This is a genomic window from Salinibacillus aidingensis, from assembly GCF_055393355.1.
On sequence record NZ_AP043759.1, the window covers coordinates 3,390,086 to 3,403,655 of the forward strand.

At 40.9% G+C, this 13,570-nt stretch carries 12 protein-coding genes; all 12 read right to left on the reverse strand.

Annotation, left to right across the window (positions count from 1 at the left end; genetic code table 11):
• Positions 1–73: 73 nt before the first annotated feature.
• Positions 74–985: a PTS system mannose/fructose/sorbose family transporter subunit IID gene (locus ACZ5OK_RS17340; protein ID WP_343843233.1), complete on the reverse strand. Its 912-nt coding sequence runs from the start codon at positions 983–985 to the stop codon at positions 74–76.
• An 18-nt stretch (positions 986–1,003) separates the two neighbouring features.
• Positions 1,004–1,810, reverse strand: a complete 807-nt coding sequence (locus ACZ5OK_RS17345; protein ID WP_343843236.1) for a PTS mannose/fructose/sorbose transporter subunit IIC — start codon at positions 1,808–1,810, stop codon at positions 1,004–1,006.
• A gap of 35 nt (positions 1,811–1,845) precedes the next feature.
• Positions 1,846–2,817 carry a mannose/fructose/sorbose PTS transporter subunit IIA gene (locus tag ACZ5OK_RS17350; RefSeq protein ID WP_343843238.1) on the reverse strand — a complete coding sequence of 324 codons (972 nt, stop codon included), beginning with the start codon at positions 2,815–2,817 and terminating at the stop codon, positions 1,846–1,848.
• A gap of 477 nt (positions 2,818–3,294) precedes the next feature.
• Entirely contained in the window at positions 3,295–3,669 is a 375-nt protein-coding gene (locus ACZ5OK_RS17355; RefSeq protein WP_343843240.1) for a DUF956 family protein, read from the reverse strand.
• A gap of 76 nt (positions 3,670–3,745) precedes the next feature.
• Complete coding sequence (gene rlmH, locus ACZ5OK_RS17360) at positions 3,746–4,225, reverse strand: 23S rRNA (pseudouridine(1915)-N(3))-methyltransferase RlmH (RefSeq protein WP_343843242.1); 480 nt, start codon at positions 4,223–4,225, stop codon at positions 3,746–3,748.
• A 449-nt stretch (positions 4,226–4,674) separates the two neighbouring features.
• Positions 4,675–5,889: a S1C family serine protease gene (locus ACZ5OK_RS17365; RefSeq protein ID WP_343843244.1), complete on the reverse strand. Its 1,215-nt coding sequence runs from the start codon at positions 5,887–5,889 to the stop codon at positions 4,675–4,677.
• Positions 5,890–6,003: 114 nt separating this feature from the next.
• A complete protein-coding gene (locus ACZ5OK_RS17370; RefSeq protein ID WP_343843247.1) occupies positions 6,004–6,801 on the reverse strand; it encodes an MBL fold metallo-hydrolase in 798 nt (265 codons plus the stop codon).
• Positions 6,798–7,646: a two-component system regulatory protein YycI gene (locus tag ACZ5OK_RS17375; protein ID WP_343843250.1), complete on the reverse strand. Its 849-nt coding sequence runs from the start codon at positions 7,644–7,646 to the stop codon at positions 6,798–6,800. The genes ACZ5OK_RS17370 and ACZ5OK_RS17375 overlap by 4 nt, the downstream gene beginning before the upstream one ends.
• Positions 7,643–8,974, reverse strand: coding sequence for a YycH family regulatory protein (locus ACZ5OK_RS17380; RefSeq protein ID WP_343843252.1), 1,332 nt, complete (start codon positions 8,972–8,974; stop codon positions 7,643–7,645). The genes ACZ5OK_RS17375 and ACZ5OK_RS17380 overlap by 4 nt, the downstream gene beginning before the upstream one ends.
• On the reverse strand, positions 8,974–10,809 hold the full coding sequence (walK, locus tag ACZ5OK_RS17385) for a cell wall metabolism sensor histidine kinase WalK (protein ID WP_343843255.1): 1,836 nt from the start codon (positions 10,807–10,809) through the stop codon (positions 8,974–8,976). The genes ACZ5OK_RS17380 and walK overlap by 1 nt, the downstream gene beginning before the upstream one ends.
• 6 nt (positions 10,810–10,815) lie before the next feature.
• Positions 10,816–11,523: a response regulator YycF gene (yycF, locus tag ACZ5OK_RS17390; protein ID WP_343843258.1), complete on the reverse strand. Its 708-nt coding sequence runs from the start codon at positions 11,521–11,523 to the stop codon at positions 10,816–10,818.
• A gap of 341 nt (positions 11,524–11,864) precedes the next feature.
• Complete coding sequence (locus ACZ5OK_RS17395) at positions 11,865–13,388, reverse strand: peptidoglycan DD-metalloendopeptidase family protein (RefSeq protein WP_343843261.1); 1,524 nt, start codon at positions 13,386–13,388, stop codon at positions 11,865–11,867.
• Between the last annotated feature and the right edge of the window lie 182 nt (positions 13,389–13,570).

Genomic DNA, 13,570 nt, shown 5'->3' on the forward strand with positions numbered 1-13,570 from the left:
ACAAGGAGGCGCTTCTCTATTTGTTTACCTTAATTGTCTATCTTTTAAAAAAGCTGTGATAATGTTCTATTTATTACATAATGCCTAGTACGTGGAAGACAACACCTAATACGAACAAGCCTAGAATCATAGCAATTGGAGACACTTTCTTCCGTAGTAACCACATACAGAGAAGGGTTAATGCCAATCCGCCTAAACCAGGAATTAAGCTATCCAGGTTGTCCTGTAAAGTAGTTACATTCGTATCCGTTAATGACCGGCCGTTGTCATACTGCTGCAGTGCCGTTTTCACTCCTTCTGTCCCGGCAGGTAAGCTGCTCCAATCAATATAGGCACCTTCATTTAACTCAACCTCTGATACAGTTGGCGTGAACGTGACAGACACCCAGCGGTTAACTAAGGCCCCGAGTATGAACATACCGAGCAATGACGCTCCCTTAGTAATATCTTTAAGCATTCCGCCGGATAAGTCTTCTGTAATTTTAGAACCAGCTTTATAACCAAGTTCCTGTGAATACCACATGAAGCCCATACGAATAAGGTTCCATAATACGAAATAAAGAATAGGTCCAAGGATGTTTCCGCTCATAGCAAGAGAAGCCGCTAATGCACCGAGGATTGGTTTAAGGGTAAACCAGAACATTGGGTCCCCGATACCTGCTAATGGCCCCATCATACCGACTTTTACCCCTTGAATAGCCGTGTTGTCAACCGGAGCACCATTTGCACGTTCTTCTTCAAGAGCTAACGTTACACCTAAAACAGGTGAAGCTACATATGGATGTGTATTAAAGAACTCTAAGTGACGTTGAAGGGCGGCAGAGCGATCTTCCTTTGTTTTATATAATCTTTTGATCGCAGGGATCATTGAGAATGCCCAGCCACCGTTTTGCATACGTTCATAGTTCCAGGAACCTTGAATGAACGTTGAACGCCACCAAATAGAAATACGATCTCTTTTTGTTAATTTCATTTCTTGATCCATTTTATGTTCTCCTCCTTCTTAGTAAGAATCTATAATGTCGCCAATCGGGTCACCTGTGTTTCCGTTCCCACCATTACCTGACCCGCCTTGCTTGGAAAGAGCTAAATAAATAAGTGCCAGCGATACACCGATAATACCTAGTCCCATCAAAGTAATTTCTGTAATGGTCGCTAATACGAAACCGATAGCAAAGAATGGCCATACTTCTTTTGTAGCCATCATGTTAATAACCATTGCATAACCAACAGCTACGACCATTCCTCCGCCGATCGCCAAACCGTCTGTCAGCCAGGATGGCATAGATTCAAGCAGGTTTCTTACCGGACTTGCACCAATAGCGATAATTAATGCAGCTGGGATGGCAATACGTAAACCTTGCATAATAATAGCGATGATATGCCAAAATTCAATGGTTCTGATTTTACCTTCTTTTGCTGCAGCATCCATTAAATGGGCCAATCCAGTTGCAATCGTACGAACGATGATGGTTAATAACAAACCTGCAACCGCAAGTGGAACAGCAATCGCAATTGCAGACGAAACACCGGCTTCACCTTGTCCACTTAAAACTAATATGATTGCAGAGGCAACTGATGCTAACGCTGCATCCGGTGCTACGGCTGCTCCGATATTTGCCCAGCCTAAAGCGATCATTTGCAGGGTACCACCTAAGATAAGGGATGGCCCTAAGTTTCCTGTTACTAAGCCGATTAATGTACAAGCAATAATTGGCTGGTGAAAATGAAATTCATCCAAGATCCCTTCCACACCAGCTAAAAATGCTATGATAATAACTAATATGATTTGAATAATCGTCAAATCCATGATGATTAATCCTCCTTTTTCTCTGATAAATAGGATTAGTTCTGTTTATTTAATTCTTCTTGCGCCCTCTTGATAATATCGTCCATATCTCCTTTTTGATCGGCTGGAACTTTACGCACATCAAAATCCACACCCAATTCTTTTAACTTGGCGAACGTATCAATGTCATCCTGGTTAAAGGCCAACACCTTATTCGGCTGAACTTTACCCGTGGAGTGTGACATTGAGCCAACGTTGATGGTCTCCAGTGGAACTCCACCTTCAACCGCTCTGAGTACATCCTGTGGATTTTCAAAAAGTAGTAAGGCGCGTTGACCGCCAAAGTGCTGATCATCCTTAGCAAGTTCAACCATTTTATGGATGGGAACCACGTGTGCCTTCACATTTGAAGGAGCGGCCTGTTGAATTAATTTTTTACGAAGCTCATCCTGCGCCACCTCATCAGATACCACGATGATACGTGTCGGGTTTGTAGCTTTTGTCCAGCTTGTCGCTACTTGTCCATGAAGCAAACGAGAATCGATACGTGCTAAAACGTATTCAAATTTACCAGGAGCACCTGCACTTCCCTGTTGAGCCGCCGGTGTTGCAGATGATTCTGCCGGTTCCAATTCTTCAGGACTTACTTTAACTGCGTCTTTGGCTGTATCCAAAATACTTGCTGCAATTTCATGTGCTGTGTTCATAGAGAAACGCGATGCAAAAGCTTCAATTAACATCGGTAAGTTCAAACCAGCAACAATGGCCCACTGGTCTTTGTGTTCCTCAATCAAGCTGCTGGCCTGATTAAAAGGAGTCCCACCCCAAAGATCGACTAAGAATAATACCTCATCCTGGTTGTCGAAAGAGGCAACTGCTTTTTCCATTTTTGCCTTAACGTCATCTGGTCCTTCACTTGGCATCAATGTAACAGCCTTTACATTTTCTTGTTCTCCAAAGATCATCCCTGCAGATTGCAAGATACCCTCGGCAAATTCACCGTGACTGGCAATGATAATTCCTACCATTTTTTAACCTCCTTTTATAATAATTACTGCTTAAATAAAGATGGAAAACTCCTAAAAGTTCACTTTATTTAAAGCGCTCACAATTTCACAAAAATAAAAACATGAGGAAGGTTGATTAAATGAAGGTATGGTGTAAACTCTTCTGAAGTCGTTTCTACCACAACCTTTTCTCATGCCTAATCTAATCAATAACATGTGTTTCATATTTTACTATTTTAATATTGCTTTGCAAGCGCTGTAAATATAGTGTTATATACCATCCATATTAACTTTAAGTGAGTATCCGTTAGTATTATAGCACATTATTCGTTATTGTGAAGGAAAAAATTATTGGTATTTATCTACAATTAAGTGACATCGTCCGTTATCGTTTTACATATATGCTCTATCAGAATAACATTTCTGAACCTTTAGTATAATTAAATAAATAGAGCATCAACAAAAAAAGACAAGATCCATCTTGTCTTATATGCAAAACTATTCCTTTTTAAATTTACTCTTCAGACCGCGTTTAATGACATCAAAGAAGCTTAAGGATCGGACCATACGATTCGGTTCAACATATTCACGAATCGCTCGAAAAACTTTTTTTGGATCTTTAGAAGAGAAAGTAAACGTTCCATTCCGCTTCGTCTGGATAGCATAACGCGGAATCCATTTCCCTTTGAACAGGACTGAAGCAATGACATAATCAACTTCCTCCCAGGGAATCTGTATATATTTACGAGGATCACGTTTATTGTAGAATTCAAATCCCTTGTCTCCAATCATGATCTTCCCATAGTCTGAAATCCTTATATGTGAGGTTGCATCAATAACTAAATCGACTTTTGTATTGATTGATTGGACCATCTAACCTACCTCATTTCATTCTTTACTACTTTTTATTATACACGTTTTATTATTTTAAGCATACCTCAGATTGCCTCTATTTATGATAAGGCTCATTCCTGAGAATCTTAAAAGCCCGATACACCTGCTCCAGCAATATCAATCGCATCAGCTGATGTGGAAACGTCATTTTTGAAAAAGAAAGCGCCATATCACTCCGCTCCATTACTTCCTCACTCAATCCCAGCGATCCACCAATAACAAAGGCGATTTTACTTTTTCCATACGTCGTAAGTTCATCGATCTTTTGGGAGAGCTGTTCAGAGGTCAGCTGTTTTCCCTTAATTTCTAAAGTAAATACATATGTATCTGTGGATATCTTGTTTAAAATTCGCTGGCCTTCCTTTCGTTTTACTTCCTCCTCTTCTGCAGCACTCAGATTTTCCGGTGCTTTTTCATCCGGCAGCTCTACAATTTCTATATTTGTATAAGGACCCAGTCGCTTCGTGTATTCTGCAATTCCCTGTTTTAAGTACTTTTCTTTTAGCTTTCCCACTGTAATCAGGCTGATTTTCATGTTTTCCATTAACTCCTTTTTAAACCGTATCCGTTATCCTAGCATAAAGCGAAACTTCCATCCGTGGGGTATTTTCGCCAGTTCTTGGATGATAAATTTTATCCACCAGCTTGTCCACATCCCCTGTGCAAAATCCAACTGTACACAGGATTTTAACAGAAAACACAAGTTATGCACAATCTTATCCACATATGCACATGCGTTTGCCTGTTATTTTGTGTGCGAATATATGTTTCCTACAAAATATGCTCGGTTTTCAACAAGTTATGCACATTTTGTTGATAAGTTCGTTAAAACTGTGCATAACTGCTCTTTGTTGTTTGGTTTGTCGGGTTATCATCAGGCATTTCGATGTTGCTGGGCTAAAATCTCCAAGCCACCTGTTCTTAAAGTTTTGCTTCAAACGATACCTAAACAAAAAGCAGGGATATCCACATCCCTGCTTTTTGTTAGAAGTCCTGCGCAGATAAGGTCATGGTTGTCGTTTGCTTCTTACCATTACGGTAGAAGGTGATTTCCATTTTCTCACCTGGCTGTTTCTCCTGATAAATATGTTTTCGTAAATCGATGACATTGGTGACCTGTTGTCCATCCAAGGCTACGATGACATCATATTCCTGTAATCCGGCCTGTTCGGCTGGAGACATCGGTTCAATTCCTCCAACAACAGCTCCACCACTTACGTCATTTGGCAGCTGTAATTCAGATTGCCAGTAATAGCTTGGAATCTCTGATAAAGAACGGATGGTGACACCCATATATGGACGGGTGATTTTTCCGTCATCCTCGAGATCCTCAATAATTGGCTTGGCAGAGTCAATCGGGATGGCAAAACCGATTCCTTCTACAGCTGACTGGGCAATTTTCATCGAATTAATGCCGATCAGCTGTCCATCCATATTAATGAGTGCGCCGCCTGAGTTTCCTGGATTAATGGCCGCATCGGTCTGAATAACCTCAGCATTCCAGTCAGGAGTTCCATCCCCGTTAAAATCCTGAGGGACAATACGTTCTTTCCCACTGATAATCCCCTGGGTAACAGAACCGGAAAATTCAAGCCCCAGTGGGTTTCCTATCGCTAAAACGGGTTCACCAACCTTCAAGTTTTCTGAGTGACCCAGCTCAATCGGATGATCATCGACCTTTTCGGCATCAACCCTAAGAACAGCCAAATCATTATATAAGTCACTTCCCAGTAATTGAGCACTGATTCGTTCACCATCAGCCAGGGAAACTTCCACTTCACTCGATCCCTGAACCACGTGGTGATTGGTCACGACATAGGCATATTCGTTGGTCTTTTTATAAATTACACCTGAGCCTGTTCCTGATTCGGTCCCCTGTTCCATCCAGAATTCAGAACCGCTGATATTCACAACCCCTACAACGGCATTCGATACATTCTGAACAATGTCCGTAACCCTCGTCTGAATGTCCACATTTACCGATTGGGTGAGTCCTGAATCCTCTCCATTATCTCCCTGTGTCAGTTCCTGATTGGCTTCATCAATATCATAAGGCAATAAATTCGCATTGATAAGAGTTGGTAATGCAAGAACAACGAGCAAAGCACCAATGATAAATCCCACTCCGGTTGGGATCAGCCAATTTCTCTTCTCTTTTTTCGGCCTTCGATTTAAAGCATGATCATCATAGTACCCCATTCTTCTCACCTGGCCTTTCGAAAGTCAATCTCTCATTATGAATACGTATGAAGAAAAGGAAGGGATGCATACATTTTCTATTTTCTTCTTCTTTTTAAAAATTAAACCTAACACCTAACCCACCTGGTAAACGGGTGTAGGATTTTTAGGATCCGTATCATGCAGTTCAATGGTTTTTCCTACCTCAAAGCCACGTTCCTTTAAAATCTGTGAAACCGACATTCTGGCTAAATCCTTCATATTATTATCCTGACTTAAGTGTGCCAAATAAACACGCTTCGTACGATTACCAAGAATATCTGTTAAAGCCAGAGCAGAATCTTCATTGGAAACATGTCCCTCGTCCCCTAAAATTCTGCGTTTAATATTCCATGGATATCTTCCCATTCTGAGCATTTCTATATCATGATTGGCTTCAAAAATATAGGCATCCGCATCTTCAACCGTTTTTTTGATTCGTTCTGATACGTAGCCTGTATCGGTTACCAGAGCCACCTTTTTTCCATTATGATGAAAGACGAAAAACATGGGCTCTGCAGCATCATGTGAAACGCCAAAGGTCTGAACATCCAAATCTCCGAAAACTTTGGTCGACTCCAAATCAAATGTGAACTTCTGATCCAGTTTTATATCACCAATTTTCCCTTCCATAGCCTTCCACGTCTTTTCATTTGCATAAATGGGCAACCGGTACCTCCTCGCCATAATCCCAAGTCCGTGGATATGGTCCCGATGCTCATGGGTCACCAGAATACCATCAAGCTCTTCAGGATTTGTTTGAATGTCCGCAAATAATCGTTCCATCTGCTTTCCGCTTAAACCTGCATCGACTAATAATTTCTGCTGATCTGTTCCAATATAAAAAGCATTCCCCGTACTGCCGGATGCCAATACGCTAAATTCTAACGTCAATCCTCGTCACTCCCTGTATCTCTCTGTCTAATCGTTTCCACGTTGTTTTTTACTTCCTCAATAAACTCTTCCTCATCTCTGGAAATACTCTGTGCATCAATGGCATTTACGAAATAGGTTTTTTCCTTGTTAATCGTGATTTCCCATGTCGGTACAAATACCTGAATACCATTATCAAGAGGCACTAATGTATGGAAGCCTAATTGCATGTTTGAAATTCTATCTCCGGTATAAAGATGGTTATTCCTGATTAGGCTCCTGAGCGTCTCAATGGGCTGACTCATTTCTTTTTCTTCCCCAAGTTCAATATTGGTCAGCCTTGTCTGCGCATAATATTCGACTTCATGGTCCTTATTTAAAAACACCATCAGCATACCCGCTTTGTTAAAATAGACGGTCTGGTCATTGTAAGACTGGAAGAAAAGCATAATATTATGTTCTTCATTCCAGTTCCAAAAGGTATATTCATCTCCAAATAAAACCATCTGATCCAAAAACATACTTAAGTCATTCCTGGTTGCCTCTTCTGGAACGGATATTGGATTCTCAAATGTGGATACAATCATATCCCCTTCATTGACAACTTCCTGATTATTTAATGACTCCACATCCTTCTCGGTAAACTGATAGCGACCCGCAGATATATAGGCGGCACTTTCTGCTTCGGAAGGTACATTTTCATAACCAATATTCATTCTGGATAATTCGTCCTCAATAGACGATATTTCCTGGTTTGGAAGCGCCTGTGGTTCACTGTTTTTTTTATTTAAATACTGTGTAACTAAAAAAGTGTCCAGTACAAGGAAACATATAATAAAAATGGATTTAATTTGTCCCCATTTCATGACCGGCTTCCCCCTTGTACATTCAGCATATCTCCATTTTCAGGAACAGGCATCCACCTTCCGTTTGATTTCATAAACCATGCAGGCTCCAGGGTTATGATATCAGATGAATACCCTTCCTCCTCATTACTCATGGTATAAACCATTTGAATATCCTCAATCGTCTTTTTCGGAACTGTTAGGGGTCCTTCTGCTTCTTCTAACAAATAGATGATATCCTCACCTGAACGAAGCGTAACCGTCTCACTGCCTAATGGGGTTGAAAGCCTCATTAAAGGCCTGATATAGGTGTTTAATTCCCTGTTGATCCACCTTTGCTCAATATGACCGAGTTTGCTCACAACCGGATAACCATTAAAAAGCATATCAAATGTAACCGTGGAATGTTCACTGTTAATTTCTGCATTTGTCAGCATATAATCCTGCGTCCATCCATCATGGTTGTTAATAAATAAATTGGCTTCTGTTATGAGCTCCTCTCTGGAAAAGCCTGCCCCTGCTTGCGATTGTTCCTCACTTTTTGGATTTACAAAACGCATGTATTTCTGATTCGGAAACACCTGGTATTCCTCCAGCATACGACTTCCATCAATATACCTGCCGCCGCTGGTTTCACGGACGTAACTGGTGACTGGAAACAGGTTGTTAATTAAGGGTGCAACGGCTATGGAGCTGGTTGTATACGTTTGTTTGGATAACACCGTTTCATTTTCCGGTAAATAAATCACCCGGTCATTCAGTTCATAGGCCACAAGCTCACTCAGGGCATCCTCTGACTGTGTATGATTTACCAGGGCTGTATACGACTCAGGATTCTGGACCTCTGCATTAAAGGTCTGTTCATGCTGTGTGGATCGAAATGAAAGAGTAATACTGTCTGAATCATGATTAGGAATTAAAACCAATTGATTAAAGGCCCAGTCCGGAAGGGAAGCATTCCTGTTCTCCTCAGGAAATTGCATCAGATTAGGTAACAGATTCAATGGAATTTCTACAGGATAAATCATTTCTACATAAGATGCCCCCGGATCTTGTGCGTTTGCCACCTGATTAGATAAGCTAACGTTCCATTCCTGTATGTCCTGATAAAAGTTGAGCTGATCCGTCCTGTTTTTCAGCTGATAGGACTGGTTCTGCTGATGAAATACCATCTGGGAAGGCAGGATAACCTCGTTTAACTCCGCATCCTTTCCATTTATGGAAATTTGTTTGGTGGTCGCCTCATTAATTTCTTCGTAGTTTGAATAATTCCATATACTCAGGGTTAAAACCATGCTCACGACCACCAGAATGGCCAGGATTCCTGATTTAATACTCTCTAAATTCATTATGCATCACCCCGTTTCTGATGCATTACAGGTAAAGTAATGGTAATGGATGTTCCTTGGCCTTCCTTACTATTAGCCCATATTTTTCCATCATGGGCTTCAATCATTTCCCTGGCAATAGCGAGTCCCAAGCCGGTACCTCCCAGTTTTCGTGATCTCGCCTTATCCACTCGATAAAAGCGATCAAATATACGGTCGACTTGATCAGATGGGATTCCGACACCCTGATCTGTCACCGTAACGTTCAGCATTTTGCCTTTGACATCCACTTTACAGGTGATGGTTCCCCCATCAGGAGAATACTTAATCGCATTGGAAAGAACATTATATAAAACCTGGGTCATTTTATCTTTATCAATCCATACCCAATGCGGCTTGTCCGGTAACTGACGCTCGAAGGATAAGTCCTGCTCATACTTGTTCATTTCAAACCGGTCGATAATGCTATGGAAGAAATCTGTAAAATCCACTCTTTCTTTTCGCAAGTAGTTTTCTTCATTATCAAGCTTGGATAACTGTAACAGATCATTTACCAGGCGAATCATCCGCTCCGTTTCATTTTGTGTGACCCCTAAAAATTTAGGAGCAATATCAGGGTTCTTCCAGGTATCCCCGTCCGTTAGTGCCTCTAAATAGCTGCGCATCGTTGTCAGAGGGGTTCGTAATTCATGAGATACATTGGCTACAAATTCTCTTCTTTCCTGCTCAATCCGCTCTTCCTCTGTGACATCATTTAATACCGTAATAAAGCCGCTGACCCTTTCATGTTCATCATAAATGCCTGAAAAGGTAGCTTTAATCAGTAATTCTTTATGATCATTACTAAAATCAATCAGAACCGGCTCACGACTCGTTATATCCGAAACAGCCGTGAACTCCTCCTCTATCCCGAGAAGAGACAGGATGTTTTGCCCTTCAATTTTTCCAAAGCTTTGGCCGATAAACTCTTCTGCACGCTCATTCATTAAAATAATTTTTCCTTCACTATTACTGGCAATAACCCCTTCATTCATGTTTGATAAAACAGAGGTCAGCTTCCGACGTTCATCCTCTGTTACAGCATAGGATTCTTTCAATCGTTCGGTCATATGATTAAAGGAATTCGCCAGCTGTCCAATCTCATCCATGGCGTAAACATTTACCTTTTTGGTGAAGTTTCCACCGGCAACTACATTGGCCTGTTTTCTCATCTCAGAAATCGGTCTGGTAATCGTACGTGAGACGAGAATTCCGATCACAACAGTAATGGACAAAGCAATTAAAGTTCCGTTCATAAAGATTTTGGTAATGTTTTCGAGCTGATTAAAGACCTCTTCCATACTCGCTTCAACAAATACAGCCCCTACAATTTCATCGGATTGATTAAAGACGGGAATAGTATTGACTAACGTTCGAGTGCCCGTTTCCGGATCATAGGTTTTTCGATACGGCAGCTGGGTCTGAAAGGAAAACAGCCTTTGGACATCCTCGCGTGTTGTAATCTTCCCGATAATATTCTCATTAAACTGGCTGGTGGTACCGATAATGCGCATCTCGCTGTCAATGACCTGCAGCTCTGTAATATCCTGAGAATCAAATTCCGATAAAATCGTCTGAACCTCCTGCTGAAGGGTGGGATCTCCTTCTGTTCTCTCTTTTGTAAAAGCCTCCTCCAGGCTGTAAGTCAGTAATTGGATTCGGTTCTCAATTGAGCTTTTAAAATTTGACTCCATGTTCCTTTCGAGCTCTGTATCGAAATAAACCCCAATGAGTTCAATGGTAATCAGCAATAGAAATATATAAACGAGAATGATTTTGAACCCAACGGATTGAAAAAAGCTTACTTTGTTTTTCATAACACATTACTCCTGGTCAGGATTACGTAAATAATAGCCCACACCTCTGCGTGTAACGATCCACATCGGACTGCTTGGGTTTTCCTCTATCTTCTCCCGCAATCTTCGGACAGTCACATCTACTGTACGCACATCACCATAGTAGTCATAGCCCCAGACGGTCTCCAGTAAATGCTCCCGTGTCATGACCTGTCCAATATGACGGGCCAGATAATAAAGCAATTCAAATTCACGGTGGGTCAGCTCAATCTCTTCTCCATCTCTGGTGACTGTATAGGCATCCGGATGAATGACCAGCTTGCCGATTTGAATATTCTGGTGATCACCGGGACGCTGATCCTCTCCCCCCTGTTTGTGTCGGCGGAGGTTGGCTTTGACTCTGGCAATTAATTCCCGGTTGCTAAAGGGCTTCGTCACGTAATCGTCAGCCCCAAGTTCAAGACCGAGGACCTTATCAATTTCTGAATCCTTTGCTGTCAGCATGATAATCGGCATGTTAAGGGTCTTTCGAAGCTCACGGCAAACTTCCATTCCGTCCTTATTGGGAAGCATGATATCAAGTAAAACGAGATCCGGATTCTCCTCCTGTGTAACCTTAATGGCTTCATCACCATCATACGCACAGACTACTGTATACCCTTCTTTCTCAAGATTAAATTGCAGGATATCTGCAATGGGCTTCTCATCATCAACAACCACAATTTTCTGACTCAAGCTTTTCACATCCTTTTTTCAATTTTAAACGATCCAATCTACTTCTATTTTACATTCTATCGTAAATTCTATAAAAAGTCTTTCTGCACAAAAAAACAAACAAATTGCTTTTTTTATAAAGTGAAACTTCCATCAGTGGGGGTTTTCTCCATTCCCCACTGATGGTTAGTTGAACTTATCAGGTCTTTACTGGCCGTTTATCCCCCACTTCGTCTTGTTGGGGTACCCTCAAAACTTGAAGTGGGGGTATTACGGCCAGTTCATACGTGATAATTTCGCGGATAACAAGAAAACTAGCAGAGTAATTGTTTTTATAAATTACTCTGCTAGTTCCTTATTTCTTAATAAAATGACATCGGATTTACATAGGAACCATTTTTCAGGATTTCAAAATGTAAGTGAACACCTGTTGAGTAACCTGTAGTTCCCATGACCCCTATTGCCTGCCCTTTCTTAACGGATTGACCACTGCTGACCCGAATCGATGCTAAATGATTGTAGGTCGTTTTGTATCCATTTCCATGGTTAATGACAACCCGATTTCCGTAGCCATTACTCTGATAGCCTGCAGTGGTCACAACGCCACCATCTGCAGCATAAAGGGTACGGTTGCTTACACCGGAAATATCAATACCACTATGGTAACCCCCGCCTCGAGGGCCCATATAACTGGTAACAATTCCGCCTGCAGCTGGCCATTGAAACTGACCTGACCCTTTACGTGCGGGTCCCGATGCTGATTGGTTAGACGTAGAAGTCTTTGTTCCTTTTAAGACAATCTTATCTACAGGCTCTTTTAAAATTTCTTCATTAATTTTTATTCTCTTTGTAACTTTCCCGTCCTGTTTCACAACTTTATATTGAATTTCTTTTTTCCCTTTTTCACCTTGCTGCTTTACCTTTCTGTCGCCTGCATATAAGGAGGAGGTTTCCTCGTATTCTGTATCATAATCGATGTCTTTTTGTTCGATCTTTTCTTCTACGGTTACAACCTGCACTATAGGCTCCTGTTTTTCAACCTTTACCTCCTGTCCAATTTGCAGAATCTCATCCTCTTCTAAATCAGGATTCAAATCAAGAATTTCATCCATGGACAAGTCGTAATCATTCGCAACGCTTCTTAAAAAATCGCCTTTCTCAATAACATGAACTTTTTCGCTGCTCTTATCCTGTTCCAACAGCTTTAACCCCTGTTCAATCGTTAATAATTCGTTGGGATTGGCCGTTTCTTCTTCAATATGTATTGCCTCTGTTAAAGACAAATCCATCATTACTGACTCACCCGCAGAAAGGGTGCCCTGCTGTTTGTCAGTATTCTTTTTCTGTTTGTCATTACTGGACTTTGTCTTTTCATCTTTTTCGTTCTCCAGCTCTATGTTTAGCAGATTGTTTTCTTTGGCCTGCTTCAGCTGCTCTTCTGAAAGATATTTGGACTGGAATTCTTTCATCAGCTTCTTTACCATTTCTTTTGTTTTGAAATAGCCGATTTCTTCCTCACCTACGACCAGCTTTTGTGCCTTCACATTGAAGGTGATTTTATTCTTCAGCTTGTTAAGTACCTTCTCATTATTAAAAGAAGGCTGAAAGGCAAATTCCGATATGTATGTAATCTCTTCATTCACAGCAAGATTCAGATCATCATCGTAATTCTTCTCTGCCTGTTCGACCTGTTCCTTTAAAAAGGACTCCACGATTTCTTTATCTCCTACCGAACCAAGATGTTCACCTGAGACATATACATGATAGATCTTTGGGAAGGAATCCGTCTCGGCCTGTACTGTGCTTACTGATAACAGCAATGCCATACAGACAAGAAAAATCACCTTGCCATTCAAATGCATCAATCGCTTCTTTTTATATTTCATCGCTACTGTATCCTCCTATAGAGATGGTTTCAATCTGCTATGGTGGTTTTTTTCTACTATTCACAATTATAATACTAATCTACCATAAATCTACTAATAATATAAATAGAATTAGTAGAAATGTAATATACTTGTATAATAGTTGTTAAATTTATACAGTAGTGTGAGAGTATTTGACTTTA